The organism is Cryobacterium sp. W22_MBD10_FK3 (genome assembly GCF_052113745.1).
Taxonomy (GTDB): Bacteria; Actinomycetota; Actinomycetes; order Actinomycetales; family Microbacteriaceae; genus Cryobacterium.
Window position 1 is genome coordinate 19,853 of sequence record NZ_JBGQOH010000020.1, and the last position, 26,398, is coordinate 46,250.

Consider the following 26,398-nt stretch of genomic DNA (forward strand, 5'->3'; position numbering starts at 1 on the left):
GCGCTGCAGGTTGCAAGGAGAATCCGATGATCGATTGGAAAGCCCGCATCATGACAGGCGTCCTCGCCCTCATGACCGTCCTCGGGTTACTCGTCGCCGTGCACGCTGGCGCCGCCCTCACACCAACCGGTGTCACTTATTCGTGGAACCCGGCCGCTCTGGCCGGCGATTTCCTCTTCCGCGACGCCCCCTGGCCGCCGGCTGCGACCTGGACGTCCTTAGTGGCTCTGGTTCTCGTGGTTGCGGTGTTCGCGTTCGTCCTGGCCAAGCAGGCACAGTGGGCATCGACCAAGCGCAACAACGTCGCCCTCAAGCACATGGCCACACGCAAACAGTCCGCCGTGTTGCGCGAAACAGCGCGGGCGACGGAGGCTGCGCAGCTGCACCCGGCCGCGGTGAACCTACCGGCGGGGGAGCGGGTCGGCCGGCTCGTGGGGCGTGGGGACCGGTGGGTGTATCAAGGGTGGCGAGACCTGGGCGTATACGTCTTCGGCACCGGCCGAGGCAAAACCTCCGCCCTCGTCATCCGCCACATGATCGAAGCCCCGGGGGCTGCGATCATGACGTCCAACAAAGTCGACGGCGTCCGCGAAACCCTCGCCGGCCGTGCCGGCCACGGCCAGGCGTTCATCTTCGACCCCAACCGCATCTATCGACGCGATACCCGCCCAGACTTCGTGTTCAACCCGCTCGACTACGTGCAAAGCGCCGCCGACGCCCGCGAGCTCGCGGCCATCTTTGAAGCCTCCACCCGGAAAGCTTCCGACCGAGGCGGAGACTCCCAGTTCGACACCGCCGGCCGCGACCTGCTCGCCTACTTCTTCCTCGCCGCCGCGCTCGAGCACGAACCCCTCTCGCAGGTGTTCGCGTGGATTGCCCGCGCTGAAGGGCACGAGGTACAGCGGATCCTGGCCCGTCACGGGAAAACCGGGCCGTCCTCGACAATCGAGGGCATCCTGAGCTGGCCCGAGAAGACCAAAGGCAGTGTCTACGCCACGGCACAGCGGATGGCTTCAGCCCTCGCTGACGATGACCTCCTCGCCTGGACCAGCGCTGAGGGTGTTCGCCGGTTCAACCCGGACGAGTTCATACGCAGCACCGAAACGCTCGTACTGCTCTCCAAAGACGGTGAAGGATCCGGCGGCGCCATCCTCACCGCCCTCATCCGCGCGATCTGCAAGACCGCCGAGCACGCTGCGCAAGGCAACGGCGGCCGGCTCACCGTGCCGCTGGTGATGGAGCTCGACGAATGCGCCAACATCGTCCGCTGGCCCGAATTGCCCTCGGTGTACTCGTTCTACGGATCCATGGGCATCATCCTGAACTCCTACTTCCAATCCCGTGCCCAGGCGATCGACGCGTTCGGGAAAGACGGCTGGCAAACCCTTTGGGACGCCGCCGCCACTCGCGTCTTCGGCGGCGGATCCGGCGACGATGACTTCCTCCGCTCGCTGGCCGCGCTGATCGGTGAGCACGACGAGATCACCTACGGCAGCTCCACCGGCAAAGACGGCCACATGTCCACATCGACCAATACGCGCAAGGTCAACACCCTCGACATCGCCGCACTCGGTTCGCTGCCTGAGTGGCGCGCGGTTATGTTTAGCTCGAAATGCCGGCCAGTGATGGTCAACACCATCCCCTGGTTCCGCGACAAGACGCTGTCCTCTGCCATCAAGATAACCAGGCCTATGACGGTCACGGCACCACTGAAAGTGGGCGCACGTGGCTGAGTACGACGATCAGAGTGACGGGGAGGAGACTCCAGTCGATGTCCGGCAGATGTTCCTCGACTGGCTGGCCACGCACCTCAGCACCGTTGAAACCACCGGCACCAAACCCACACCCTGGTGCACCGAATGGTGGCTACACCCGGAAGTCGTCGCTCGGTTCAAGGCGCTCTGGCAGGCCAGCATGCAAGCCGACGCCAGCCTCATGGACGGCGACGCCGGCGCCGTTTCCTCCTGGTGGATCAACCATTGGGATCGCCACGCCGTCATTATCTTCGACAGGAGCAACGGCCCCTTCCGGGACTGCGACCCAGAACAAGGACATTTCCACCGTCGCAAGGTTGGCACCGCAGGCATTGTGCCGGTATCGATGCCAGCCGCCGATTTCGAGTTGTAGCCGCAGGTCTCCGACGGCCCTCCGCGCGGCAAGAGGCTAATCAACCTCGAGAGCAACTCGAGAAGCGTCCTCGATCGCGAGGCGACGAGAAAGGGGTGCCCACGCTCAGCGTGGGACACCCCTAAGGTCGCTAGAGCGGCCGCTGCCTAGCCGCGTTCAGCCTGGCTCCCATTCGGATTGCGCTGTGCCTGTGCACCGGTGATGAAGCGGCCGCTTCCTGAGTTGCGGTAGTGCGTACCGTTGCTGTTGTTGCTTCCGCTTTCGGTGACGCTGGTGCGCGGGTGACGCGCCGCAGCAGCATTCGAGATGTAGCGGCCGGAGATAGATGAGCGATTGGCCATGGGCCATGCTCCTTTCTGCACCGCGGCAGCACTAGGGCTTAGGCACAACCCCCATTTAGAGATTGCCCCGCTGCACCAGCTAGAGTCGAAGGGTTCCCGCCTAGAGAACACCTGCGACCCCGTCGGCCGCCAACCACCATGTGGTCGGCGCTTTGCCGACCGGGGTCGTTGTGCGTTAACGACGTTACCTGTGTTGGCAAGCAATGTCTATTCCGAATCGCCGATTTACCACTTACATCTGTTATGAACGCGATCATGTAGGCCTATAGTGGAAAACATGGCAACCCGAACGCGAAATGATTACCACTTCAACGGCGGACTTGAGCAGGCCCTCATTGACCTCGTGCAGGTCGGCGTCACAGGACATGGGTCGGGCGTCCGCCAACTCGCGACTCGACTCATCCGAGCGGTCCCGCCAGAGATCGCGGACGCCGAGCATTTTCGCGGCGCTCTCCACACCGCTCTGACAGCAGGGTCCACTTCAGGAGGGCTCCGATTCGCTCGAGGAGAGACACCCTCAGACGGTGAAGACCACCCCTTAGTAGACGTTGAACCGACCCCCGACGGTGGCGCTTTGGTTCTCGCTGAAGCCACTTTTCGCCAGCTACAGGAAATCGTTGACGAGCGACATCGCGCGGACGAGCTCGCTCAGGCCGGAGTATCACCAACGAGATCCTTGCTACTAAGTGGTCCACCTGGTGTTGGTAAGACGCTGGCTGCGAAATGGCTCGCAGAAGAAATCGGTGTACCCCTCGTGTCGCTCGATCTCGCCTCAGTCGTGTCCAGCTACCTCGGATCATCCGGCAGGAACATCAAGTCCGTCCTCAGCTACGCGCAGTCCGGCCCATGCGTGCTTCTCCTCGATGAATTCGATGCGGTCGCAAAGCGCCGCGACGATGACACGGACATCGGCGAGCTCAAGCGCATCGTGAACGTCCTCCTTGTAGAACTGGACAGGTGGCCGGACACCAGTCTTCTCGTCGCTGCCACAAACCATCCCCAGCTGCTTGATCCGGCCGTCGGCCGTCGTTTCGACAGACGGATAGAGCTTGAGGCCCCCACGTATGTCGAGCTGCGGCAAATGCTGCAACGGCTGTCAATCCATAGCCTGGACGGTGACGTTCTGGAACTTGCTTCCCAAGCGCTCGTCGGGGTCAGCGGATCGGAAGTTGTGCGACTTTGGGAAACAGCTCGACGCCGGGCGGTGCTTCAAAGTAGCGACCCTGGTAAAGAACTGCTCGATTCCGTCGTATGGAGGGCTCGTGAAGCCGGCCCGATTCGGGACAAGTTGTGGCTTGTTGCGTCGGAACAGCTCAACCTCTCCGCCCGACAAATCGCATCTCGCGCCAGCGTTACCCATCCCACAGTGAGCGCCGCTTTGAAACGAGCAAAGGAGATAGCCGATGTCTGATGTTGGGTCGCCTGGCCGTTCCCGACCTCTGCTCGGTCGGGGCGAGGCGTTGCGTATCGCGGTGACAACACCGCCGTCTGGAGGTGGAGATAAGTTCGTGCCCCAGACGGCAGAGGAAGCGCGCGTGCTGTTGTCGCCGCAACTCTCTCTAGCCCGAGACAAAGCTTTGGCTCTCCCGACGAACTTACGCGGCAATCGGCTCTACATTGAGGCTCGGCTTCTTCCCAACTACATTGCCGCTTCAAGCTTTCCCACCAGCCTCCTGTCCCAAGTGGGTGCGGTTCCGGTCGGGTCAAGAGCGGACAAGACTTGGTATGAAACCAAGACGAAAAAGAAACAGGCCGGTACTCGGCGTCTCATCTTGTCAATAGAGGAGGCTGGTCTAGAGGCTCTTTCTGCCCTCATGGCGACAGGTGGCTCGAGCAAGTCCGAACGCCAAGCGTTCGATGAGATCAAGAAGTTCGACGCGATTTCCATCTCGACTCCGCCGCAGAACCTCATCGAAACGGATGCAGCCCTCTGGGAAGCGGTTCTACACCCGGAGATCCAGACGTCCGGTGAAATGGTCCGTTCGAGTGCCGACCTCCTGGAGAAATGGTTTGCTCTCGTTGAAAGCCTCGGCGGTGCGGTTCGCCGCGACTATGTCAGAGTCGTCGGAGGGCTCACTTTTACTGCCGTGGAACTACCACCTCATCAGGCTGGCGCCGCAGTTCAGTTCAATCCGCTTCGCGTAATGCGTCCCATGCCAGGCATCCGCCCTCGGCCGAATCTACGCACCCGCTCTATGCAGAAGCTCCTGCCGGTCACATTTGTGCCCCACCTTCCTGAGCTACCTCGGGTTGCCGTTTTTGACGGCGGCATCCCTGGGACGTCTCCGCTTTTCCCGGCGGGGAGCATTGATCTGACGACTGAGGCTCCTGGCACAGAAGAGCTGAAGCACGGCACCGGTGTCACTGGAGCGGCCATGTATGGACTCGCCCAACCCGGGACCACAGCAGCACATCCCCCTCTGCATGTGGACAGCTACCGAGTCTTTCCTGCGCCGGCTGGCGACCCAGATGGGTACTGGATTCTTGATCGGATAGCAGAAACGGTGCGCTTGGGCGCGCACCGCATCGTGAACCTGAGCCTCGGTCCGGCCCTTGCCGTTGAAGACGATCAGGAACCAAACCTCTGGACTAGCACTCTGGATCAGCTCGCCTGGGAGCATGACGTTCTCTTCGTAGTAGCCGCCGGCAATGACGGCGACCAGGACCGTTCTTTAGGGCTCAACCGAGTGCAGGTGCCTGCTGACATGGCCAACGGGCTGAGTGTTGGGTCCTGCGACACCTCCAACTTGACCGAGCGTTGGGTACGTGCTCCGTATTCGTCGATGGGCCCCGGCCGCCAAGGGAGCAGAGTGCAGCCCATCGGGCTTCAATTCGGGGGAGTGAGTGGGAAAGAGTTCCCGCTTCTACGCGCTGATGGGACATTCGATTCTGCGATCGGGACGAGCTTTTCGGCGCCGCTGGCTACATACGCACTCTCTGACTTGGCAGCGGGGATCACTGATGCCAGCCCCAGCGTCCTCCGCGCCTTCGCAGTGCACTTCACTGAGCGCCATCGCTTTCACAAGAAATTCCGCAACGAAGTTGGCTATGGGCGGCTGCCCATAAGCTTCCGGCCTTACCTTGAGTGCGGTCCCGACAAAGTTCATGTTCTCTATTCGGACGAAGTCGCCCGCCATGAACTACTGGGCTACCAGGTTCCGCTTCCAACAGCACACAGCGACAATCTCGAAGTCCGAGTCACCCTCGCGTACGCTTCGCCAGTGGATCCCACGGAGCCCAGCGAATACACGCAGGCATCTGTGGAGATTTCGTTTCGTCCCCATGAACACCTTTACAGCTTCCGACCGCCGAAAGGGTCGGGGGAGAAATCCCGAACCTTGGACCAAAGAACCCCAGAAGCTCTAGGTCTAATCAGCGCGGGATGGAAATCAGGACAAGAGCCCGTCACCCGGGGCCTAGGAACTTCCGGCCCCATCCCAGAATCTCACCTCAGAGATGACGGCAAGTGGGAAACAGTTCGGCACGCTCGAATCTCGCTGCCAAAGGGCTCCACTTTTAACCCACGACTCGAGGTTTCGTACCTGGCACGAAACTCCGGCATGCTCGACAACTCACCCAAGGCGCTGCCCTTCGCTCTATTGGTATCTATCGTCGACAAGGACGAAAAGGGGAACCTTTACGACGAAGTGCGGGCGCAGTACACGGCACTGCGTCCAATGATTCGCGTGCAGCCTCAGGTTCGCGTACCTGCATCGCCGCTGTAGGTCGCTCTGGAATCAGTCGGGGACGTTCATCAACCGGAAATCCGGTCGTCCACTGGACAGCGCGGCCAACCCGCCGAGGTTCTTCCTCTGTCGCTGGCCCTCGATACCATCCGACTAGCTACTACCGAAGGGTGTCCGTGATGCGCAGTGCGAGGTACGAGATCGGGGCAGTCGTCATGTCCAAGAATCCGAGTACGTCCAAAATGGAAGAAGGTGTCCGGCAGAAACTGCTCGACGCTGGGCTGAAGCTCCATAAAGGCCGCTCTGCTATCCAGTGCGGGTACGAAGCCTCTAGGGACAACCACCCCGTGCTGTCCCCTGACATCCTCATCAAGAGCGCCAAAGTTGCTGTGGAAATCGATTCTGACTTCACCCATGCAGACGAATTCATCAAGGATCAGCTCCGCAACCAGCTTCTAGGCGAAGTGGGTTGGACGGTTGTTCGCCTGCGGCTCGGCGGCCTCAGCGAAGTCGGGCCACACGATGTGCTCTCCGAGTCCACTGGTCCTACCAAGGCTTCGATCGCAGCCCTGATTGAGGCGATTGGAGACGCCGTTGCGGGTAGGCCCGGGACGGTTCGTCGCCTGACAAAGGCGGTGCGCCCCAAGAGCACGAAGGAGCCCTCCCGCCTGGGGTCCATTTCTCCCCACAAGTACACGGAGAATGCCTTTTATGTTTCGTGGATTGGTGACGGGAACACTATCGAACGGCTGGTGGCGATGGATGGCGGGAACTACTTGGCTGTTGCTGAAGGGTGGGGGGCTCCCCGGTTTATTTGCTGGCTCGGGCTCGCTGGCGTTCCAAGAACACAGTGGAGGACGCCGCTCATTGAGCTCCTGACCGTAAAGGATGACCTTGGGTCAGTGTCCCGGTTCCCTTGGGGCGACGAGCTCTTCACCGGTGAGCAAGCATCGAACATTCGCATCTTCGATAAGTTCAATGCCGGCGGGGCGGATTGGGACGCCACATCCAACTTGGTGGGGGTCGATGCAACCGATGGAGTGGCGTTTACTGCTCAGGGCAAAGCGCTTGCGCAATTGCACGACGGGGCTGTCGATGCAGGGTGGCGACTGGAGGATCTAGTGATCACCGCCGGGATGTATGGGCCCTACCAACGGTTTCGGCTTGTACGTAATGGTGCTCGTTCGAAGCTTTGGGCCCTCGATTAGGAACTTGACCCAAGCCGAATATGAACCACTCTTGTTTGAGTTATTGACCCGTCCCGTCCCAGCCCAACGCTGCGGTTAGTTCGTCGGCGTCAGGCAGAGCGTCCTTCTCAGTTGAGGGGAGCGCATCGTAGGTGTACGTGGAGACTGCCATTGGTGATCCGCTTCGGCTGAGCGCGTACCGGACCGTGTGGTCGTTTCGGTCTCCGCAGATCAGGATGCCGACGGTGGGAGCATGGGCTGCCCTGCGGAGCCTGTCATCGACAAGGGAGATATAGAAGCCGAGCTGGCCAGCATGTTCAGGTTGGAATTTCCCGGTTTTGAGTTCGATTACGACGTAGCGCAGCTGCTCGACGTGGAAGAAGAGCAGATCGAGGTAGAAGTCGTCGCCACCGACATCGAAATGTACTTGTCGGCCAACGAAGGCGAACCCTGTGCCCAGCTCGCGGAGGGTGTCAACGATGCGGTCCATGAGCGCTTGTTCGAGGTCACGTTCAGCGGCATCCTCAGTGAGTTCCAGGAAGTCGAATACGTACGGGTCTTTGGCGATCTGGCGTGCGAGATCCGAGTCAGCGGGTGTCAGCTCCGCCGTGAAGTTCGACGGGGCCGAGCCTGTGCGTTCGAGGGTGCGGTTCATGATCTGGTTGAGCAGCACGTTGCGGGACCAACCGTTCTTGGCGGCCGCGATCGCGTACCATTCACGGCTTTCAACGCTGTCCAATTTGTCGAGCAGAACGGTAATGTGGCCCCACGGCAATCCTGCAACAGCCTGTTGCACAATTGGCTCCGCCCCTGGCCACGCAACGGCGAAAGCCCTCATGTACTGCAGGTTTCTCGAGGAGAAGCCTTTCATCTGCGGGAACTCGCTTCTGAGGTCCCCGGCGAGGCGGACCAGCACCCCTGCGCCCCAGCCTTGTCTCTCTTGCTGGCTGATAATTTCGCGGCCGATGGTCCAGTACAGCTCGATGAGTTGGGTGTTCACCGTGCGCTGAGCGCGGAGTTGAGTCTCGTGCACTCGGCGTTTGAGGGAACCTAGGAACTCCGGGTAGCCGTCGGGGAGAACAACATTGCTTTGGGCCATAGCCCTATTGTCCCGGGCTCGGGACGCGTGGGGGACCTGCCGGCGACCTAGAGTGCGCGGCCGTCATCCCGGGTGCGCTGATCCTCGGGTCGCTGCGTCGCTTGGTCATTGCGAGTCGCGGTGCGTGCCGTGACGGTGAGGCCGGCGGCCCGCTGCGCCTCACGCTGCCTGTCGGCTGTGGCCCGGTTTGCCGCTCGCATCGCTTCGAGCGCGGTTGCGGACTTCTGCCGTCCAGTGCCTGTTGCGGCCGCCTGGGTGCTCGGGGTCTGCGCCTGGTGTTGCGCTGCCACGCGGGCCGCGAGCTCCGCGCCCACGGTACGCTCGCGGTAGGCCGCGGGGATGGCGTCGGCTTGGGCCGGGTCGACTCTGTAACGGTCACGGAACACGGCGACCTCGGCCGCGAGCCGCAACCATTCTTCCCGCGGCGCACCTTCGGCCGGGACGTCACCGAGCTGCTGCGCCCAGGCGGGCTGCTCGGCCACGATTGAGGTGCCGCGTTCTTCAAGCCGCGCGGCCAGGTACTCGTAGCGCTCGGCGAGATGGTCACGCCAGGCGGGGTCGGTGCCGGGGGAGTCGAGTGCACGCCGGTCCGCGATCCACGTCGGAACGGCCGGACGGGTCAGTTCTGCGGCCTGTTCGAGGACGGGGGCAGTCTCGAGGCGTCGTTCCATCCGGTAGGACAGGACGGCGCCAACGTCGTCGGCCGTGCCCCGTTCGCGTTCGTTCCACGACTCCCGCAGCACCGCGGCTGCGTCCAGGCTCTGCGCTTCGGCGCGGGTGAGGGCGGCGGTGACGGCGCCCCAGCTTTCGGAGTCGGTGAGGCTGGTGGCGTCCCCGGCCGGGAGGGTGCGGTGAACGAGTTGGTCGAATCGGACCGTGTTGGCGCGTTCGGCGACATCGCCGTACTGATCGATGAGAGTGACCAGGTCATCGACTCGAGCTTGTTCGGCGCGGATGGTTTCTGTCGCCGAGAGCAGGCCGGCGCTATGTCTGGCGATGCTGTCCAGAACGTCGCTGACGGGCTGGGCATCTTCGGTCTCGACGTAGAGGTGGTTCGCTTCTTTCCCACGGGTCAGGCCGACGTACACGAGCTCCCGCGACGTCGACGCGTCCGCCAGGACGTGCGCCGTGTCGGCGGTCAGACCTTGGGCTCGGTGGATGGTGGATGCGTATCCCAGCTCGACGTTTCGCTGCACGTACTCGGCCGGCAGGGTGATGCGGCCGCCGTGCCCTGCATGGATAACGGTCAGCGCACCGTCGCCGTGCACCTTCCGCACCGTCCAGACGTCGCCGTTCTTGACCCGGTCCGTGCCGCGGCCGGTGCGGAGGGTGGCATCGTTCAGCCGGGTCACGATCCGGTCGCCTTGGTACGCGGCCAGGCCGTCGCGCAGCTGCGCTGACGTCCGTCCGGACACTTGGCCGGCGCCCATCCGGTACGCCTGCGCCCGCGTGTTGAGGTCGGTGACGGTGACGTTCTGCTGGGCCAGCATGACCGTGTTCTTGCCTGCTTCGTCGTCGTGCTGCCAGGCGGCGAAGACGTTGTCGGTCATCCGGTCGATGCTGCCGCCGGTGACGCGGTCGTTGTCGACGTACCACCGGAACGGGTCACCGACTGTGGCCGGGTCGCGGAGCTGCCGAGACGCTTCTGCTTCGGCTTGGGAGGCGAACCGGTGGATCTGGTCGAGTTGGACCGAGCCGACTTCACGTTCCAGCAGGCGTAGCGCTCCACCGGATTCAACGGCTGCGAGTTGCCGGTCGTCACCGATCAGGCGCACGTGGGCGCCATGGCGTTCGGCGATACGGGTGACTTTGGCCAGGTTGACGGTGCCGGCCATGCCGGCCTCGTCGACCACGACGATGTCGCCCGGGCGCAGCTTCAACTCGTCCGGGTGACGGCTCTCCGGTGTCGCGTCACCGTGGGTGTCGTAGGCGCCGACGAACGAGTGGATCGTCGCCGCGGGCACGCTCACTGCGTCACGGAACACGGTGGCGGCAGTTGCGGATGGGGCCAATCCGATCAGCCGGCCGCCGGCGTGCTCGGTGGCGCGGGCCGCTAACGCCAGCGCGGTCGTTTTACCCGCACCGGCAGGGCCCGTCCCCACGACCAGCAGTGTTCCCGACGTCGTGAACTCCCGGGCCAGTGCCCGCTGGCCGGCGTCGAGTGGGCCGGTGTGGGCCGCGACGGTCCGGTCGAACTCGGCTACGGTGACCGGGGCGATTGCCCGGGTGCGGGCAGCATTGAGCAGGGTGTCTTCGGCGGCCAATAGGCCGGCGGAGGTGAAGAGCATGCGGCCCTTGTGCTCGTAAATGCTCGACCCGTCACGACGAGTTAGCGGCTGGAACGCGCTGTGCGGAGCGGGCGGTGTGACCGCGATTGAGTCCGTCTCCAATGCACGCCGTGTGATCTGCTCGACGGTGCCGGCGGACACGGGACCGTGGCTGGTTTCGTTCTGGACCCAGCGGCGGGCTTCGGCTTCGATCATGTGCGGACCCCAGACCGCGTGGTGCTCCGACACCGTCGCGACGACCTCACGAGCGGCACGATCAACGTCCACCACGCGCGGCCCGGTCCTCGTCTCGTCCGTCGCACGGGCCGCGGCGCGGGCATCAGAAAGAAGGTTCCGGATGGTGGCGGTGCCAACGCGTTCTGCGCCTTTCACAGCCCACTCAGTGCGGAGCGCTGCGAGGGACCTGGCGTGCAGTTTTTGCGGGCGGGTGTCGAGGGTGGCTTGCTGGGCGAGCTTGATGCGGGCGGTCGCGTCGGGGGAGCGGCCGTGGCTGGCCCGGTAATCCTTCTCGAGCTGACCCACAGCCTTCTTGATGTCCGCAGACCGGGTCGAGAACTGCGACGTGAGGCGCTCGTCGATACCGGCGATCTCGACCACGGGGCGCTTGCCCGGGGTAACCTCGCGAAGCTCCGTGGTCAAGCCCAGCGTGCTGGTGACCTCGTCCATGACGCGCTGGTTGTAGAACTCGGATGCCGCGACACCCTGGCGGTGGAGCAGCTTGGAATCAAGGGTGCGCCACTTTCCGTCAACGCCCTTGACCTTGTTCGCGACGACCAGGTGATCGTGCAGCTGCGGGTCTCCGTTACGGGAGTCGTAGTGCCGGAACAGGGTAGCAATCAAACCGCCTTCGACGTCGATCTGTGCGACGCCGTTCGTGCCGGCGCGGGTGGCGACAGCCTCCCTCTCGAGGTACTTCACCGTGTCGGCGATAGCAACGGCCTGTGCGGCCTCGATCGTCTTCCGGGTGGGTTCATCACCCAGGCCCCAGAGCACGGATACGCTCTTGGCGGGGGAGAAGACCAGGTCGAATCCGGCGACGGCTTGCTGCGTGGGCCGGGTCGCCGCGGTGATGAACCTGCCCAGCTCTTCCTTGTCCGCAGCAGGACGGCCCTTGGCGTCGCGGAACGCCAGGGCACCTTCGCGGGCACGGATCGCACGTCGCTCGGCGACGTTAGGTTCACGTCGTTTCGTCTTCTCGAAGGCGGTGTAGCCGGCCTTGATCTTGTCCTTCAAGTCGGTACCGCCGGTGCTGTAGCCGTAATACGACCGCCCGAGTTTGGCCTCTGCGATGGCACCGCTTGCGGTCTTTCCCTCGGACTGCGCAGCGGCGATGATCCGTTCCGCGTCCGGGTGCAAGCCCTCACCGTAAAGGGCCTTCATCTGCTCCTCAGTGACTGTCCCGGACACGCCCAAGGCGGTGAGGCCGCCGCCGACCCAGATCCCGGGAGGGTTACCGTCTTCGGTGTAGTAGTCGCCCAGTTCGCGGCCGCTCTCCCGCTTCACGTCACCGGTCACGGTCTCGCTGGTGTAGTACGCATACCCGTCTCCCGCGGAGAGGATATGCATGGTCATCACACGCTCACTTTACCTCGTCGATTACTAATGCCAGAGGTGTGGCGAGTTATGGTCCGAAGAATGAGGATATTTGGCGCGACAATCGAAGATTGGGTAGCAGGAATGAAGTGGGGGAGTGTTGCTGGGCCGTGGCCAAGGAGTGGATGCGGAAGCACAGAGATAGTGCGTCGAGCGCGTACCGAAACAAAGCTGTCTTGAAACACCCAGCGCACTACCCTCCCTTCGGAATGCAGAGATTTCCTCCCGGTCGCTAGCTCACGCATAATGGTTTCTTTGACCCACGAAAGGGGTACACCATGAGCGATGTTCGTAACTCCAAAAAACAAAGCGCTGCCCGCTCGCGGGCCCGCGAGCGGGCAGCAGAATATCGGCAGAAGCAGGATGAGCTTGAGGAACTGGCAACCGGATACTTCATCGCACTCAACTCGATCGAAGAAATGGAATCCGCGGCACAGAACGAGATTGCAGCCGTTCATGAACGGACGGAGAAGAAGAGCGCATTGGCCCGCACAAGCATGACGACCGCGATAGGTTCCATGCTCGATTTAGGTGTTGCGCGGGCTGAGGTCGCTGAGCGACTTGGCATTCCCCTTCGCGAGGTGAAGAGGTAGCCTGCACGCTCTTCGAGCATCCTGAGTAGTCGGGCATCGTTCCATCTGACAGGCTTCCTCTATGCGCGATGTTATTCAGCAATTCATGTGGGGTTTCCAAGGTCATTTTCGTTGGTCGCTTGAGGATTTTGCGAAGACGTCTCTCTCCTCGATAGGAATCGAAGTCGCCCCAGAGGCGTATCTCGTGGGGTTTCGCGCAACTGGCGAAGGGGCCTGGCCCATTTGTGTCGAACCAGAAACCGGCGCATACTCACCAGCCCTCCTAGCTGACGCCATGGCTGAAGCGGATCGTCTCTTTGCGGTGCACCCTGAACGAAATATGTTGATCTCCGACCCGCTACTCCACAGTCGTGCTGTTCGCGGACGACTTGAGTCTTGCCGCGTCAAAGCGATTGCAGCAGCATTCGAAGCTTCCGTTCCAGGGCGAGAACGCTCCTTCTTCGTCGGGTATCCCAGCGTCGTTGACGACTATCGGGTCTATCCGATCGTGAGCGTGCTTAGGGGACGCTGGGGCGGATATCCGCACCTAGACAAAGAACAGCACAGCTCGCGCATCAAGACCAATTTTTCCCTCCAACACACTCTGGTTACGAAAGTCCTGGATCGAGCAACATCCCTCCTGGGTCATCCCAGCACCCGTGACACACTGCCTGATTTTGACGGGAGCGCGCGCCAGGACACCGTCCGGCATTCAGCGCGCGCCTTCGTCGACAATCTGGTGTTCGTTCACGGAGACTGGAACGGGTCGAGCTTTCCGGAAGCAATGGATGCAGTAGCAGCACAACCCTATGAAGGTCGCACAGGGATTGGCACTCTCGTCCTCGCGAAGGATGGTCACCCCGACGTCGACGTCGATATTCGTTTCTCAGAGAAGATCGTACTCCGGAAGACACGATCGTTCAGAAAAGCTCTTGAGATGTCTGGACCAGACCTGCATCTGCTCAGCGATGGAGTCCACGCGTACGGCCTGGGTCGGAAGGCTCTCTCGTACCGGGAAACGAGCGAGAGTATCTATTCCGTCAAGGTCATCGGCAGGGGACTATGGGAGCTGGCGCACGAGAGCACGCCGCTCCTTCGTGTCGAGAATGGCATCGCCCGAATCCCGGCGGAGAGACTTTCCCAGGCGCGTTTTCTAGACACGGTGGACCGGATCTACGGCCCCATGGGGGATCCTCAGGCGCTTTGGGATCTGACGCTCACCGCAGCAAAACAACAGCACGGAACAATGCTCGTCATCCACAAAGACGCCGCGAGTGAAGCCGTCAGATTGGCTCCCCAAGCTCTCGCGATCGAACCGCGACGGCTCGAATCGGATGCGCTGTCCTCCCTTTCTTCCATAGACGGAGCGATTCTCGTGTCCCCCGATGCCCAATGTCATGCCGTCGGCGTGATCCTCGATGGAACAGCCATCCCGGGTACAGGCGACGCGGCTCGGGGAGCGCGCTATAACTCGGCGGTTCGCTACCACCACGCAACTCAACCGGGCACCTGCATGATCGTGATCGTTAGCGAAGACGGCATGATCAATCTCCTGCCGTACCTGGCTCGTCGTGTACGACGCAGCGAAATCGTTCGGGCCGTTCAGGAATTGGAAGACTCGACCTTGGGAGAAGTCGACTTCGAGCGTGTCGGCCGCCTGGACAGACACATGAACGCTCTCGCGTTCTACCTCTCATCCGAACAGTGCGGAACGGTCAATAGGGCCCGCGAGCGGGTTGAAGTCGCTCGCGAAAGATCTAGCAGTTCCTTCATAAAGATTGGCTACCAGGAGCTGATGCCGGATCCAACCATGGACGACTCCTACTTTCTTCCTGAATAACGAACCGAACCTCCGAGAGCATCACCAGGCGCCTTTGAAGGGCTAGCGATATATCATCGATATATCGCCGATAATAATGATTATGTCAACACGTAGTCTAGGATGGCGACCTGCCTGCGGTGCACTCAGTTTCGACGCTACGAACGCCCGCCTGTCAGAGCGATTTGTTGCGGCACGCAAATTATGCAGACAGCCCGGGCGGCATCATGGGCGAGGCGCGCTTTCGCGTTCTGAGGCTGGCGAGGCCCAGCATCGAAGCTGATGTGCTCCGCGCCGACACGGTCATGTTCGGCACGACCGATTGTGAGGCGCGAATCACGCGCGACGCCGGTTATGCCCAGCCCCATAGGTGGGAGCGTCAATGACGCTCCCACCTCAGGCGACCCGGCCCGGCCCGGGTCGCGACCGATTGCGGTCGAGACCGCTCAGGAGCCGACTTCGGTCAGCGGCGGGCCGCCGCGACCGCCCCGTCAGCCTCCATCACGCCGTATACGTTCATGAACAAGGCGCCAGGTGCCTCGCTCAGCTTGGCAGTGGAGAGGTCACCCGTATCGAAGGGAACCAAACCAGCGTCGACGACCAACTGTGCGACCGTCTCCTTAGCCTCTTGGTTGTCCCCAGCAAGGAACAAAACGGCGGGAGTCTTCTGCTCTACAGCAGCATCGGCCTGATTCACGGATAAATTGTGAAGCGCCTTGACTACGAGCGCGTCCGGAAACAGTTGTGCCACCTTCGCTGCAGACGTGGTCGCCCCGAGCTCGACCAGACCTGTGCGTTCCGGATTGAAGGGATTGGTGGTATCAATCACCACTTTTCCCGCCGCAGGGCCGACGCGTGCTGCCGCGTGCGCGACCTGTTCGAAAGGTGGTGCGAAAACGATCACATCCGAGATCGCCGCGACATCCTCAACCGCGACCATCGACGCGGACGAACCTAGCCCGATAACAAATGTTTTCAGCCTGCCCTCATCACGCGCATAGCTGAACGCGACTTCGTGACCTCGCCTCACCCACTGCTCGCCGTACAACCTGCCCACGTTGCCGGCTCCGACAATACCAATTTTCATTTCATCCCCATCGCTCGTCACTTCGATTTCCGAAGTGACGCAAACGTAGCACTTCGAAATTCGAAGTACAAGGGTTAGAGTGGAGACATGCCGACAACGCCGCTTCCGGGAAGACCTGCTAGAGGGTCACGCACAGGACGACCGCTCTTCTCCCTGCTTGACCTGATGACGCGTCGATGGAGCATGCGGATCGTCTGGGAATTACAGGACAGAGCGCTCACCTTTTTAGAACTCCAGCGAGAGTGTGACGGCATGTCCTCATCAACTCTGATTCTCCGACTCCGGGAGCTCGCCGAAGCCAAACTCATAATCCATGAGGAGGACGGTAGCTATAAGCTGACCCCCCTCGGCGCCGCACTGCCGACAGCGTTCGCGCCTCTGGTTCTCTGGGCAGAGCAATGGGCCGAAACTACGGCATCGGTACCAACCCACGAGCCGGACAGCACCGCCTAGTTGCACTGAGCCCCCAGGATCTCCCGAGTGCGCTCCTGCACGCTCATCAACAGGTAATGGGCAACCGGGGGTCAAGCACCTGGCGGATCGCCTCGCGGATGGCACGCTCGGCCACGCGCACCTTGGGCAATGAGGAAGGTGTCCAATGGACCACCATACTGGCAGCGATCGGGACCCATGAACGGTCCAGGAGCCACATATGGTCAAGAGTGAAGTCAACGAGAGGGCGCTGCGCATATTTACTTACCGACGCGGGTAGGAACCTGTTTCCTGTGATTGTCACTCTGCGGCAGTAGGGTGAACGTCACGCGTTTGTGGCCTGCGAAGATCGATTTGTCGACAGGCGAAGTCGGCGTTCCCATCCGGCTCATGCCAAATGGCCGTCGTCGGCACGCTTCTGACGAGCGAGAATACGCGTGTCCATCGGGTCGGGTGACTGAATCAATGCGGCCTGCGGCGCCCGCAGCTGAACTACACCGAAGACTCAAATCGATCGCTCGTAACTCCACGTGAGGTTCACACATGCAACAATTCCTTGTCAAAATACCTGATGCTGAAGTCGCCGATCTGCATCATCGCCTCAGTCGAACACGAGTCGTCCCGAAATCAGCGTACGACGACGACTGGGAAGCAGGGGTGCCGAGCAGCTTCGTTACCAAGCTCGTCAAGTATTGGGGCGGTGACTTCGATTGGCGCGCCCAGGAAGCCTGGCTGAATACTTTCCCGCAGTTCACCGCACAGGTGGCTGGACAAAGGGTGCACTTCGTGCATGTGAAAAGCGCTCTGCCGCGGGCCACGCCAATCATCATCAGCCACGGATGGCCCTATGGCTTCTCCGACATGCTCCCGTTGGTCCCTCTGCTCCGTGAGTTCGACCTTGTGATTCCGTCCCTGCCCGGATTCGGCTTTTCCGACCGGCCGGCCGGTCCATTCACAGACCACACTGTGGCCTCAACACTTCACACGCTTATGACAGAAGTCCTGGGATATGCAAAGTACGGCACATATGGCGAGGACATCGGCTCCGCGATCAGCCACCGACTCGCCGGTAACTATCCCGAAGCAGTAGTCGGGATCTTCGCCACTCATCCAGCGATACCAACCGAGGGAAGATTCGCACGCCCTACTGACGCAGAAAAAGCCTTCATCAACTGGCTCGACAAAGCGTGGCACGGAGAAACGGGCTATCAGGCCCTCCAATCAACCCGCCCCAGCACGCTCGCCGCCGCTCTGATCGACTCTCCGGCCGGACTAGCCGCGTGGATCGTAGAGAAGTTCAGCGCTTGGAGCGACCGAGGCAGCGAGCCCGGCGCGCAATCCCTGGAAGAGAAGTTTTCCCTGGACGATCTACTGACGACTGTCTCGTTGTACTGGTTCACCCAGAGCATCGGTTCATCGTTCCTGTCGTATCACGACTTTCATCACCGGACAGAAGCACCTCTCGTACGAGTGCCGGCAGGTATCGCCATCGGTCAAGGCGACCTCGGCTACCCCCAATCACTCGCCGAGCGGTGCTACACCGACCTTCGTTCTTTCGAAATACTGCCGCGTGGCGGGCACTTCATGGCCAAGGAGGAGCCTGCCCTTGTCGCGAAGGGCATCAGCAATTTCTTCAGCGCACTCACCTCGCCTCAAGCTGGCTAGTTCGCACGATGAATGCGGGCGGGCATAGCGACACGACAAGAGACCGGTGTGGTGAGTATTAGCCTCGGCCCTCGTAGTCGTGGAGGAGGACGCGGAGGAGGCCTTCGAGCTGGTCGCGCTGGCTGAGCGTCAAAGTAGAGAGCAGGCCTTCCTGATTGTCTATGTGATCGCGAAGAGCGGCATCGACGACTTCTCTTCCTCGCGGCGTGAGGGCGATGCGAATGGTGCGTCGGCTATGCGGATCTGTCTCGCGAGTAATGAGTTGTTTAAATAGCAGCCGATCTATCCTGTTGGTAATCGCCCCCGAGGTGACCATGGCGCTTTCGGATAGCTGTCCCGCAGTCAGCCCGGTCCCGTCGGCATCCGCTCTTCGCAGAGTTGCCAAGATATCGAATTCGCCGGGTCGCAGGCGGTGCTCACTGAAGATTTTTTGCATGTCCAGCTCGAATATCCGCGTGAGTCGAGAGAGCCTGCCCAGCACTCCCATCGCGGTGACGTTCAACTGCGGGTGCACCTGCGCCCATTGGGTGATGATCCGGTCGACGCTGTCCTCCACGAAATCCCCTCAACGTTGAACTGTTTGACACAAACAAGACTACACCTCTAGACTCCTCAACGTTGAATAGTTTAACGTTAAGGAGTGGCTTATGAATCGACTACAAACCACCCTGCTCACCGCGGTCGCGCCAGCGATGTGGGGGACGACGTACATCGTCACGACCGAGATGTTGCCTGCCGGGCATCCGCTCTTCGCTTCACTGATGCGAGCATTGCCAGCGGGCTTGATTGCGATATTGCTGGTCAGGGCGCTGCCGACGGGTTCTTGGTGGTGGAAATCGGCAGTACTGGGCATGCTGAACATCGGTGCCTTCTTCCCGCTCCTGTTCGTTGCCGCCTATAACTTGCCTGGCGGCGTTGCTGCAATCCTCGGCGCAGCCCAACCGCTGGTCGTAGCGATGCTCGTCGTCATCGTCCTTCATGAGCCTCTCTCCGCGTGGCGTCTGTCCTGGGGTCTCGTCGGGATCATCGGTGTTGCGCTGGTTGTGTTGCGCTCCACTGCGACGCTTGACACGCTCGGTGTTGGCGCCGGGCTGCTGAGCGCGATATCGATGGGATTCGGCGTCACCCTTACCAAGAAGTGGGGTCGGCCCAGCGGGGTGCCAGCAATGGGACTGGTGGGATGGCAGTTGACCGCTGGCGGTCTGCTCCTTCTGCCGATCACGCTCCTCTTCGAGGGAGTGCCCCCGAGCATTGACAGCACTGCCTTCGCGGGTTACCTCTGGCTGGGCCTCATCGGCGGGCTAGTCACATACACGCTGTGGTTCAGCGGCATCGCGCGACTACCGGTGGCTTCAGTCGCGGTCCTCGGGCTTCTCTCCCCACTGGTCGCAGCAGCTTTGGGAGCACTTTTGCTTGGCCAGGTCCTCGGCGCGATCCAGTTGGCCGGCTTGCTTCTGGCGTTGGCCGCAATTGTCGCAGGTCAGATCACCCCGAGCAAGAAACCGCCTACAACAACAAAAACCAACATTGATCAACCGGCGCTAGTGGCCGCCAAGAGAAGGAGAACGTCATGAAGATCGCCGTTATTGGAGCAACGGGAATGGCGGGATCCCGCATCGCGAGAGAAGCAGATCGACGCGGACACAATGTCTCTGGGTTTTCACGATCGGGATGGACGGACACCCCACTCGCCGGAATCTCCTTGGCTGCCGCCGACGCGACTGACCCTGCGGCTATGGATCGCATTGCGGCGCAGCACGACGTCATCGTGCTCGCCACCAGGCCAGATCGCGGCACGGAAAACGAGGTCGGCTCCCAGCTAATCACGGTTCTGGACGCAGCTTTGAAGGCCGGTCGTCGCGTCGTCGTAATCGGTGGCGCGGGCCCATTAAGAATCCCCGAAACCGGCCAACTCGTCATCGACGACCCCCGCTTCGTGCCACCACAATGGCGAGCCATCGCCCAATCCAGCGTTGACCAGTTCAACGCGTGCGTCGCCCATGCGGCGGACTGGACCTACCTGAGCCCGCCTGCACTCTTCGAGCCCGGCACGCGCACAGGGGCCTATCGCCGAGGAGCGAATCACATCCTCATCGACGCGAACGGAGAATCGCGTATTTCAGCCGAAGACCTCGCGGTTGCCGCCGTTGACGACATAGAGAAACCCGCCCCCGGGTTGCGCCACTTCACGGTTGCGTATTGACAGCCCCGTATTGGCGCATCAATTCCGTTGCCCACTGCGGCTGATGCACATTGCCTCGACGTGCGAATTCCGACATCACGGCTTGGTGTCGATAACGGGCGTGCCGTCGCCAGCGTCCAGGCCCTCCACATCCACTGTGAGTCCGTCTATTCCGCGAAGGCAGCAAATGGTGACGCCTAGTCAGTTCGGCCTGTTTTTTCCCCTTGGCGCGAAGATGCCGACGAGTGGCCAACTGCTGTTGCCACGGGGGCCGTGCACCGCGTTCGATCTTTTCTGGAGGCACTCGGTCGGAGAAGTAAATGACCTCGACGTGGCTGAAGCTGTCGAGTTCAAGCAGAGCTTCCGGCGTGTATGCGTCGGGGTCCAACACGATCGACGTCGACTCGCTATCCCAGTGGTCATCGCGCACCTCGGTTCGACTGCTATCCACGCGGCCAATTGCTGTGAGAGTGACTTCCAGATGCTGAGCCTTTCAATCGTCGAGCGTTCGGCTCGGAATGTCCGGTCTAGGCCTGATCAGTGCTGAGTCGTGCGTCTATCGCCGGGCGGTCGCCGACGATGCGCTCATAGGCCAGTGCGCCGTGCAACCAACTCCACTCCTCTACGCCGGATCGCAGGTCACCATCGAAAACATCGACCAGGTCTGTGATCAATTTCTTGCGAGCGGACGTTGCTATATCCAAGGCATCAAGTGGCTGATCGAACAGCATCGTGTACAGCTGCGGATGTTCTCGCGCCCAATCGAGGTAGGCGGGTGGGGGCTCATCGGAATTTCGGAGAGCTGAAAGCAGGTCGGCGCCTACTCTCTCGTAAACCGTTGTCAGCAGCCCTCCCCTGCTTCCGAACTTCGAGTAGACACACATCGTGGTGCGATCGGATGCCTGAGCAAGGCGGCGCACTCCGAGCGAGCTGCACCCTTCTTCTTCGATGAGCCGGGTCGCGCCGCGAATGAGCCGCTCGCGCACGAATGTCGACTCGTCAACTTCGCGTCCCACCATGAACCGACCCTCTCGCAGAAATCCATAACACCTGTTATACATTAACTCATAACACCCGTTATAGAACCTATTGAAAGGCCTCCATGTCTGTCACAGCCCAAAAAATGTCTGCGAACAGAACCTCAACCCCCAGTCCACCGCTGCTCCGAATCCTGGCTTTCGCAGGATTTCCGGCGGCCGTGATTCTCGTGGTGAACGCGCTCAAGCGCGCCGAGATTCTGCCTCTGACGCCAGCCACTCAACTCGCCGCGCCGCTAGCGCAGCTACTTGCGATCGGGCTCATCACTGCGCTGTTCGCCGCGGTGCGAAGCATGCACGGCAAGCTCGGGTCGATTGGCGTGGTTCTGTATGTTGGTTCGCTAGTGGGACTGGTTGGTGTGGAGTTCGTCATCAACCTCGTGTTTCCGTACGTAGCAGCGGACGCCATACCCACGTTGCTTGCGGGGCCGCTCGGGATTGCTTTCACCGTCGCATCCGTGTCGTTCCTGCTGGGCTCGATACTGTTTTTCGCCGCACTGTGGCGAGTGAAAGGCGCGCCCAAGGTCGCCCTCGTCATCGCTATGGTCAGCAGCATCCCCATCGCCCTCCGCATGGCATTTCCGGAGCTCGTACTTCAGATTGCCCTGGTCGGTCTTGCCGTAGGCATCGTCCTTCTCACCGTGTGGCTCGTGAAAAGGACGAGCGGTGCGCCCGAACTGGCGCAGTAGTCGAATGGGCGGATCAGTGCGCACTATTTAGTCTTCCTTTCGTGGCTCGCGGCATATCGCGGGCCACGAAAGTGGGGCAGGGAAACGCTCAGTGAGGGCATCCTTGATGGGTTCCCGCGGCCTGGCGGTGTCGGCCCGGGCGAGGTTCACGCTCGCAGGTGAAAGCTGCCGTCGAGCTCTGGCTCGGTCACTGTTACTAACGGTCTGCCAGCTCGGCGATGTGCGGGGCGGAGACATGCAGCACTTCATAGCACTCGCCGTCTGGGCTGGTGGGCGGCGCATCCCGCAACGTGAATTCCACGATCGTCCATGACGTCGGATCGACCGCGACCGCCGTGGCGTGGACGCCGTCGAGGTGTTGTCGTCGATCGTGACGCTCGAGTGCGGCTTGCAGCGCACTGTCCAGCGGCTCATCCGGCTGGATCGCTGTGATCAATCTTGTCGCGAACCGCGCGGACAAGAGTCGGTCGGCCGGGCCGAACGCGAATGCGGTGCCTGTCCAGTGCCGCACGGGCGGGCGGCCGAAGTCATTCATGATTCCGGTGAATGGGGTGCCCAACAGGAACGAGTTCATCCCCGCAGGATTAGCCCACAGGTAGAACGGGGCGTACTCGTTGACCGCGGATCCGTGCACGTTCTTCTCACGAATGAGGTAGGCCTTGATCCCTAGGCCGTCGAAAGCGTCAGTTCCAGACCCGCGTGTTGCCACGCGCGTGCGGATGATGCCCATGTCGTAGTCGGCAGGCAGGGTGATTTCGTACTGCATGGCGTGCATGCGTCTCCTCGTTATTGTTAGGCGGGATACTGCTCAGCAACGGGTGCGCCACGATCCGCTTCATGGCCGTCCTGGCCTGCTTCTTGAATCGCGATGTGGGCCATACCGGTATCCGCGGTGGCGCCGTGCCAGTGCCACTGATTCGGCTCGATGCAAACCGTGTCGCTGACCGTTATGCGCTCGACCGGTTGCCCGACGCGTTGAACGAGGCCGTCGCCGGGGATGACATAAAGGACCTGGCCGAGCGGGTGACGGTTCCAGACGGTGCGTGCCCCGGGTTCGAAGTAGGCCCGCGAGACGCACAATGCTGATGGCGGGGCAGGCGCGGAGACGGGAGTGATCCATGCGGTGCCGGTAATCCACTCGCTCGGGCCCAGCACACTCCCTGGACGGCGGCGGGGAATGGGTGCCACGGTTCTCAACGCTCCGCCGTGGCGGCAGCAAGGAGCGCCATGATCCCCGCAATCGCCCGGTGAAACGGATCCGGTGAGTCCGCTGCTCGCGCTAGGACGTAGCTTCCCTGCAGCACGGCAACCAACGCAGCCGCGAGCTCAGCAGGCTTGATCCCACCCGCGAGCTCACCCGCTGCCTCTCCTTCTTCTAGTAGCTGAGTGACGCGGCCCTGCAACCATGCGAGCGTCCGCTCGACCGGTGCGCGCAGTTCCGGGGCGGCTACGACATCTGCGTCCTGCGCCATACTCCCAATCGGGCAACCGCGGAGCACCTCCCGCTCGCGCAGCAACCACCTCGATATACGTTCCACTGCCGTGCCCGGCCCGCTGAACTGAGCCTCCGCGGTGGCCACCAGCGACTCGGCGTTGTGCTCCATCGCCGCGATCGCCAGATCAGACTTGCCTGCGAAATGGTGATACAGACTGCCCTGCCCCACACCGGAGCGTTCCAGGACCGCGGCCGGACTTGTGCCCACATACCCCCGCTCCCATAACAACTGTGAAGCGGCCTCAATCAACTGGTCTTTAGCCCCCATAAGACAAACATACCTACTAGTACGTATGCAACGCAACGCGGCGGCTCTGGCGATAGCTGCGCGCTAGATTGCGTGCGCTGGGCAGAGGAAGCCGAAGCGGCCACAGCCTAGACGCGGCGCAACGAACTCTTTGCGATTTTCGGGGTCGCCGATATTGTGCTCAATCGGCGGCTTCATAAGATTGGGGCGGGTAGCGGTCGTGAATTGCGCTTGCCACGTCCTGATCTCATGGTCGGGCACCTTGCTGCTTCACACGGCCGTTGCTCGATTACTCAACGCAAAGCGTTGCTGCTCTGTGCCTGCTGCGAGGAGACGGCAACACTGAGGACGCGGAGAAACAAGGAAGTGGCACTTGTGAGATCTTGCCCGCGTGTGGCCTTGACTCCTTCATCGGTGGCGAGGATCAGAGCGGCAAGCTCCGCGGCTGTTGCCCCCACTGCGGATAGATCAATTTCTGCTCTTGCAGCAGCTTCCTCTAGACCTTCACCGATTCGGGTTGTCAAACGCCGCCGCGATTGCGTGGTGATATCGCGGGAAAGGGTCAAGTTCGAATCGAACAATTCTTGTCCGTGAGGACTCGCACTGATTTCTTCCATCAATCCCTGTAGGTACGAAATTATCGCGCGGTCGATTCGCTCAAGCGCTGGGCCAGACTCCCCAGTACCGCTTAAACCTCAGCCATCATTACGGCGTGGGCTCGCCTGGATCCTGCCCGAAAAACCGCTTCCTTATTGCTGAAGTGGAGATTTTCGAAAGTCACAGCGGTTGAAGGACAGACACCGACACCTGGCCCGGCTTCTCCGGGTCGGCCTGACCAATAGGATCGAGCGATGCGCAGGATAGTAATTATCGGAGCTGGAATCGTAGGGTCGAGTCTTGCTGCGGAGTTGGCAAGCGATTCAAGCTGCTCTGTAACGGTGCTCGAGCGCGATGCTGTTCAACCGCAGGGATCCACGGCATACGCCCCCGGATTCGTGGGCCTTTACAACGACGCACCCGTGCTCACAAACCTGGCTCGAGCCAGCACCCACATCTACGACACGCTCGGCGAAGGCTTCGTCCGGGCCGGCGGACTCGAGCTCGCCGTCTCGACGGAGGGGGCGGCCGCTCTCGAGCGACGCGCCAAGAGCGCCATGGCCGCTGGATTGAGAGTTGCCGAGTTGTCACCGACTGAGTTGCCCGCCTCCGTCTCGCACTTCGTTGACACCACCCGGGTGATCGCAGCCTGGCATTGTTTGGATGACGCAGTCGCGCACCCCGCCACCTTGGCCGACGCGCTGCGAGAGCGAGCAACCACGAAGGGGGCGCATATCGTGAGCGGCGCCTCCGTAGTCGGAATCGACGCAGTCGGCAGCGGCTATACCGTCACCACCGCCGATGGCCAACGCTTTCTTGCCGACGACGTGGTCTTGGCGGGCGGCGTGTGGGGGCCGACCCTGGCGGACATGGTGGATGTCGTCATGCCGCTGATCCCCGTGGCGCACCCCTACGTGTACGGGCCGCACCGCGCATCCTTCTCTTCCGGACCATTCGTGCGCTGGCCCGAGCTCCACGTTTATGCGCGGGTGCACCTCGACCGCCTTGGGCTCGGATCTTATGACCACGCACCAATTCCCGTTGAGCAGGAAGAGCTGGGCGCGGGGGCGGGCCTCGCGTGGCGAGATGAACTAGATGCTGTGATCAACTCCGCGCAGTCGCTGCTCCGTGCCCCACTCCGCTTCGCACCGGAAAAGCGGGTCAACGGAGTTTTTGCGATGACACCCGACAACCTCCCATTCCTGGGACTCCACCCGTCGCTGGCAGGGGTATGGATCGCGCAAGCATTATGGGTGACGCACGCGGCAGGAGCGGCACGTGCCCTTACCGACGCCATCCTCTCGGGCTCCGCGCTGCCTCCCGAGTTGCGTCCCGACAGATTCGACGGCCGTCCACCGGTCGAGCTTCGCGAAAGCGCTCTGCGTCTCTACCGGGACATCTACGCCAATGACGCCGAGTAGCGGCGAATCTGGGTCGGTCGGCGGCTCAGCGCAGTTTCGTCTTGAGCGTGAGCAGATGGTCGCGTGAAAGCGCAGCGGCGGACTGAGGGTCGCCAACGGAAATCGCTTCGAGAATCTGCGCATGAATACATTGGTCTGCCTCACTGCCGAACTCGCTCCGGAGACGAACAAGTTCGATCATCGCTTGCCTACTGCGAGGAACGAAGTACTCGAAAAGCTCCGCGAGAACCGTGTTGTGTGCTGCAATGACAATCGATCGATGGAAGTCGATATCGGAGTCCACGTGTTCTTCGACGGATGATTGATCCAGGCCGCGATGAGCTAGGGCTCGCCTCATTGAACGTAGATCCGCGGGAGTGCGGCGTTCTGCAGCAAGTGCGCAGGACTCAACCTCTATCGCAATGCGCGCTTCGACCACGGACGCGATGTCGGCGCTGTTTAAGACCTGGATCCAGTCATCAGAGGCGTCAAGGGCGCTCACGAAAACGCCAGCCCCCTGCCTGGTCGCAAGAACGCCGCGCCCCGCGAGTTGCCGTATCGCTTCGCGAATCGTGGAGCGACCGACTCCGAATTGAGGGGCGAGGGAAGTCTCTCCAGGCAGCTTCTGCCCCAATTCCCATTCACCATTGCGAATGCGCTCCAAAAGCGCGTCGGCGACCTGGTCGGCAAGTGGCTCCCGGCGCAGAGTTGTCATGACTACATCATGTCCCATCCCCCACTTCTCAGCTTGTCTGAGGAGTTGTGGTAGTTTCAACCTATGTCAGCGCGTCTTCTTCTTCGCCGCCACGGCGGGGCCTAGCCGGATCGGCTCCCCGCCGTGGAGCCGAATCACCG

24 protein-coding genes are annotated in these 26,398 nt (G+C 61.6%); 13 read left to right on the forward strand and 11 right to left on the reverse strand.

Translation table 11 applies throughout. The features are described from left to right. Positions 1–26: 26 nt before the first annotated feature. On the forward strand, positions 27–1,733 hold the full coding sequence (locus ACEN2M_RS15375; RefSeq protein WP_441649018.1) for a type IV secretory system conjugative DNA transfer family protein: 1,707 nt from the start codon (positions 27–29) through the stop codon (positions 1,731–1,733). Then, on the forward strand, positions 1,726–2,127 hold the full coding sequence (locus ACEN2M_RS15380) for a DUF4913 domain-containing protein (RefSeq protein ID WP_441649019.1): 402 nt from the start codon (positions 1,726–1,728) through the stop codon (positions 2,125–2,127). Before ACEN2M_RS15375 ends, ACEN2M_RS15380 begins: the two co-directional genes overlap by 8 nt. Positions 2,128–2,273: 146 nt before the next feature. Here the strand turns inward: ACEN2M_RS15380 and ACEN2M_RS15385 are convergent, their stop codons facing one another. Beyond that, positions 2,274–2,468, reverse strand: coding sequence for an ABC transporter ATP-binding protein (locus ACEN2M_RS15385; protein ID WP_441649020.1), 195 nt, complete (start codon positions 2,466–2,468; stop codon positions 2,274–2,276). Positions 2,469–2,745: 277 nt separating this feature from the next. On the opposite strand from ACEN2M_RS15385, the gene ACEN2M_RS15390 reads away from it, so the two are divergent. The 3 genes from ACEN2M_RS15390 to ACEN2M_RS15400 all read left to right on the forward strand — a co-directional run bounded on the left by ACEN2M_RS15390 (position 2,746) and on the right by ACEN2M_RS15400 (position 7,362). Further along, positions 2,746–3,879: an AAA family ATPase gene (locus ACEN2M_RS15390; RefSeq protein ID WP_441649021.1), complete on the forward strand. Its 1,134-nt coding sequence runs from the start codon at positions 2,746–2,748 to the stop codon at positions 3,877–3,879. Beyond that, positions 3,872–6,193, forward strand: coding sequence for a S8 family peptidase (locus tag ACEN2M_RS15395; RefSeq protein ID WP_441649022.1), 2,322 nt, complete (start codon positions 3,872–3,874; stop codon positions 6,191–6,193). The genes ACEN2M_RS15390 and ACEN2M_RS15395 overlap by 8 nt, the downstream gene beginning before the upstream one ends. A gap of 176 nt (positions 6,194–6,369) precedes the next feature. Next, on the forward strand, positions 6,370–7,362 hold the full coding sequence (locus ACEN2M_RS15400) for a DUF559 domain-containing protein (protein WP_441649023.1): 993 nt from the start codon (positions 6,370–6,372) through the stop codon (positions 7,360–7,362). A gap of 40 nt (positions 7,363–7,402) precedes the next feature. Here the strand turns inward: ACEN2M_RS15400 and ACEN2M_RS15405 are convergent, their stop codons facing one another. Continuing rightward, positions 7,403–8,440: a PDDEXK nuclease domain-containing protein gene (locus ACEN2M_RS15405; protein WP_441649024.1), complete on the reverse strand. Its 1,038-nt coding sequence runs from the start codon at positions 8,438–8,440 to the stop codon at positions 7,403–7,405. Between the two features lie 47 nt (positions 8,441–8,487). After that, on the reverse strand, positions 8,488–12,300 hold the full coding sequence (gene mobF / locus ACEN2M_RS15410) for a MobF family relaxase (RefSeq protein ID WP_441649025.1): 3,813 nt from the start codon (positions 12,298–12,300) through the stop codon (positions 8,488–8,490). Between the two features lie 299 nt (positions 12,301–12,599). On the opposite strand from mobF, the gene ACEN2M_RS15415 reads away from it, so the two are divergent. Together ACEN2M_RS15415 and ACEN2M_RS15420 are read left to right on the forward strand one after the other, a co-directional pair. Beyond that, on the forward strand, positions 12,600–12,914 hold the full coding sequence (locus ACEN2M_RS15415; RefSeq protein WP_441649026.1) for a hypothetical protein: 315 nt from the start codon (positions 12,600–12,602) through the stop codon (positions 12,912–12,914). Positions 12,915–12,975: 61 nt separating this feature from the next. Then, a complete protein-coding gene (locus ACEN2M_RS15420; RefSeq protein WP_441649027.1) occupies positions 12,976–14,733 on the forward strand; it encodes a diadenylate cyclase in 1,758 nt (585 codons plus the stop codon). A gap of 442 nt (positions 14,734–15,175) precedes the next feature. On the opposite strand, the gene ACEN2M_RS15425 is transcribed toward ACEN2M_RS15420, so the two are convergent. Next, positions 15,176–15,799 (reverse strand): NADPH-dependent F420 reductase, encoded by a 624-nt coding sequence (locus tag ACEN2M_RS15425; protein ID WP_441649028.1) that lies wholly within the window; start codon positions 15,797–15,799, stop codon positions 15,176–15,178. 165 nt (positions 15,800–15,964) lie between these two features. Here ACEN2M_RS15425 and ACEN2M_RS15430 point away from each other — a divergent pair, with 165 nt between their 5' ends. Together ACEN2M_RS15430 and ACEN2M_RS15435 are read left to right on the forward strand one after the other, a co-directional pair. Beyond that, positions 15,965–16,252 (forward strand): winged helix-turn-helix transcriptional regulator, encoded by a 288-nt coding sequence (locus tag ACEN2M_RS15430; protein ID WP_441649053.1) that lies wholly within the window; start codon positions 15,965–15,967, stop codon positions 16,250–16,252. 522 nt (positions 16,253–16,774) lie between these two features. Then, complete coding sequence (locus ACEN2M_RS15435) at positions 16,775–17,896, forward strand: epoxide hydrolase family protein (protein WP_441649029.1); 1,122 nt, start codon at positions 16,775–16,777, stop codon at positions 17,894–17,896. A gap of 58 nt (positions 17,897–17,954) precedes the next feature. Here the strand turns inward: ACEN2M_RS15435 and ACEN2M_RS15440 are convergent, their stop codons facing one another. Next, positions 17,955–18,452 (reverse strand): MarR family winged helix-turn-helix transcriptional regulator, encoded by a 498-nt coding sequence (locus ACEN2M_RS15440; RefSeq protein WP_441649030.1) that lies wholly within the window; start codon positions 18,450–18,452, stop codon positions 17,955–17,957. Positions 18,453–18,543: 91 nt separating this feature from the next. On the opposite strand from ACEN2M_RS15440, the gene ACEN2M_RS15445 reads away from it, so the two are divergent. Both ACEN2M_RS15445 and ACEN2M_RS15450 read left to right on the forward strand, forming a co-directional pair. After that, a complete protein-coding gene (locus ACEN2M_RS15445; protein WP_441649031.1) occupies positions 18,544–19,470 on the forward strand; it encodes an EamA family transporter in 927 nt (308 codons plus the stop codon). Further along, a complete protein-coding gene (locus tag ACEN2M_RS15450; RefSeq protein ID WP_441649032.1) occupies positions 19,467–20,099 on the forward strand; it encodes an NAD(P)-dependent oxidoreductase in 633 nt (210 codons plus the stop codon). Before ACEN2M_RS15445 ends, ACEN2M_RS15450 begins: the two co-directional genes overlap by 4 nt. Positions 20,100–20,605: 506 nt before the next feature. Here the strand turns inward: ACEN2M_RS15450 and ACEN2M_RS15455 are convergent. Continuing rightward, complete coding sequence (locus tag ACEN2M_RS15455) at positions 20,606–21,097, reverse strand: TetR/AcrR family transcriptional regulator (RefSeq protein ID WP_441649033.1); 492 nt, start codon at positions 21,095–21,097, stop codon at positions 20,606–20,608. A gap of 179 nt (positions 21,098–21,276) precedes the next feature. On the opposite strand from ACEN2M_RS15455, the gene ACEN2M_RS15460 reads away from it, so the two are divergent. Continuing rightward, complete coding sequence (locus ACEN2M_RS15460; RefSeq protein WP_441649034.1) at positions 21,277–21,804, forward strand: hypothetical protein; 528 nt, start codon at positions 21,277–21,279, stop codon at positions 21,802–21,804. Between the two features lie 196 nt (positions 21,805–22,000). On the opposite strand, the gene ACEN2M_RS15465 is transcribed toward ACEN2M_RS15460, so the two are convergent. The 4 genes from ACEN2M_RS15465 to ACEN2M_RS15480 all read right to left on the reverse strand — a co-directional run bounded on the left by ACEN2M_RS15465 (position 22,001) and on the right by ACEN2M_RS15480 (position 24,163). Next, positions 22,001–22,579 carry a DUF4865 family protein gene (locus ACEN2M_RS15465; RefSeq protein ID WP_441649035.1) on the reverse strand — a complete coding sequence of 193 codons (579 nt, stop codon included), beginning with the start codon at positions 22,577–22,579 and terminating at the stop codon, positions 22,001–22,003. A 17-nt stretch (positions 22,580–22,596) separates the two neighbouring features. Further along, positions 22,597–22,992 carry a cupin domain-containing protein gene (locus tag ACEN2M_RS15470; RefSeq protein WP_441649036.1) on the reverse strand — a complete coding sequence of 132 codons (396 nt, stop codon included), beginning with the start codon at positions 22,990–22,992 and terminating at the stop codon, positions 22,597–22,599. Positions 22,993–22,997: 5 nt separating this feature from the next. Next, positions 22,998–23,567, reverse strand: a complete 570-nt coding sequence (locus ACEN2M_RS15475; protein WP_441649037.1) for a TetR/AcrR family transcriptional regulator — start codon at positions 23,565–23,567, stop codon at positions 22,998–23,000. Between the two features lie 272 nt (positions 23,568–23,839). Further along, positions 23,840–24,163, reverse strand: coding sequence for a hypothetical protein (locus ACEN2M_RS15480; RefSeq protein WP_441649038.1), 324 nt, complete (start codon positions 24,161–24,163; stop codon positions 23,840–23,842). 234 nt (positions 24,164–24,397) lie between these two features. Between ACEN2M_RS15480 and ACEN2M_RS15485 the strand changes: the two genes are divergently transcribed. Beyond that, complete coding sequence (locus ACEN2M_RS15485) at positions 24,398–25,564, forward strand: NAD(P)/FAD-dependent oxidoreductase (RefSeq protein WP_441649039.1); 1,167 nt, start codon at positions 24,398–24,400, stop codon at positions 25,562–25,564. 25 nt (positions 25,565–25,589) lie between these two features. Here ACEN2M_RS15485 and ACEN2M_RS15490 read toward each other — a convergent pair whose 3' ends face one another. After that, the gene (locus ACEN2M_RS15490; RefSeq protein WP_441649040.1) at positions 25,590–26,258 is read right to left on the reverse strand and encodes a FadR/GntR family transcriptional regulator; all 669 of its coding nucleotides are present in this window, start codon (positions 26,256–26,258) and stop codon (positions 25,590–25,592) included. Between the last annotated feature and the right edge of the window lie 140 nt (positions 26,259–26,398).

Bases quoted from the DNA above. Each gene is read 5' to 3' on its own strand.
- ACEN2M_RS15375 (WP_441649018.1), top strand. From the start codon at position 27: ATGATCGATTGGAAAGCCCGCATCATGACAGGCGTCCTCGCCCTCATG.
- ACEN2M_RS15385 (WP_441649020.1), bottom strand. From the start codon at position 2,468: ATGGCCAATCGCTCATCTATCTCCGGCCGCTACATCTCGAATGCTGCT.
- ACEN2M_RS15390 (WP_441649021.1), top strand. From the start codon at position 2,746: ATGGCAACCCGAACGCGAAATGATTACCACTTCAACGGCGGACTTGAG.
- ACEN2M_RS15395 (WP_441649022.1), top strand. From the start codon at position 3,872: ATGTCTGATGTTGGGTCGCCTGGCCGTTCCCGACCTCTGCTCGGTCGG.
- ACEN2M_RS15400 (WP_441649023.1), top strand. From the start codon at position 6,370: ATGTCCAAGAATCCGAGTACGTCCAAAATGGAAGAAGGTGTCCGGCAG.
- ACEN2M_RS15405 (WP_441649024.1), bottom strand. From the start codon at position 8,440: ATGGCCCAAAGCAATGTTGTTCTCCCCGACGGCTACCCGGAGTTCCTA.
- mobF (WP_441649025.1), bottom strand. From the start codon at position 12,300: ATGACCATGCATATCCTCTCCGCGGGAGACGGGTATGCGTACTACACC.
- ACEN2M_RS15415 (WP_441649026.1), top strand. From the start codon at position 12,600: ATGAGCGATGTTCGTAACTCCAAAAAACAAAGCGCTGCCCGCTCGCGG.
- ACEN2M_RS15420 (WP_441649027.1), top strand. From the start codon at position 12,976: ATGCGCGATGTTATTCAGCAATTCATGTGGGGTTTCCAAGGTCATTTT.
- ACEN2M_RS15425 (WP_441649028.1), bottom strand. From the start codon at position 15,799: ATGAAAATTGGTATTGTCGGAGCCGGCAACGTGGGCAGGTTGTACGGC.
- ACEN2M_RS15430 (WP_441649053.1), top strand. From the start codon at position 15,965: ATGACGCGTCGATGGAGCATGCGGATCGTCTGGGAATTACAGGACAGA.
- ACEN2M_RS15435 (WP_441649029.1), top strand. From the start codon at position 16,775: ATGCAACAATTCCTTGTCAAAATACCTGATGCTGAAGTCGCCGATCTG.
- ACEN2M_RS15445 (WP_441649031.1), top strand. From the start codon at position 18,544: ATGAATCGACTACAAACCACCCTGCTCACCGCGGTCGCGCCAGCGATG.
- ACEN2M_RS15450 (WP_441649032.1), top strand. From the start codon at position 19,467: ATGAAGATCGCCGTTATTGGAGCAACGGGAATGGCGGGATCCCGCATC.
- ACEN2M_RS15455 (WP_441649033.1), bottom strand. From the start codon at position 21,097: ATGGTGGGACGCGAAGTTGACGAGTCGACATTCGTGCGCGAGCGGCTC.
- ACEN2M_RS15465 (WP_441649035.1), bottom strand. From the start codon at position 22,579: ATGCACGCCATGCAGTACGAAATCACCCTGCCTGCCGACTACGACATG.
- ACEN2M_RS15475 (WP_441649037.1), bottom strand. From the start codon at position 23,567: ATGGGGGCTAAAGACCAGTTGATTGAGGCCGCTTCACAGTTGTTATGG.
- ACEN2M_RS15480 (WP_441649038.1), bottom strand. From the start codon at position 24,163: ATGGAAGAAATCAGTGCGAGTCCTCACGGACAAGAATTGTTCGATTCG.
- ACEN2M_RS15485 (WP_441649039.1), top strand. From the start codon at position 24,398: ATGCGCAGGATAGTAATTATCGGAGCTGGAATCGTAGGGTCGAGTCTT.
- ACEN2M_RS15490 (WP_441649040.1), bottom strand. From the start codon at position 26,258: ATGACAACTCTGCGCCGGGAGCCACTTGCCGACCAGGTCGCCGACGCG.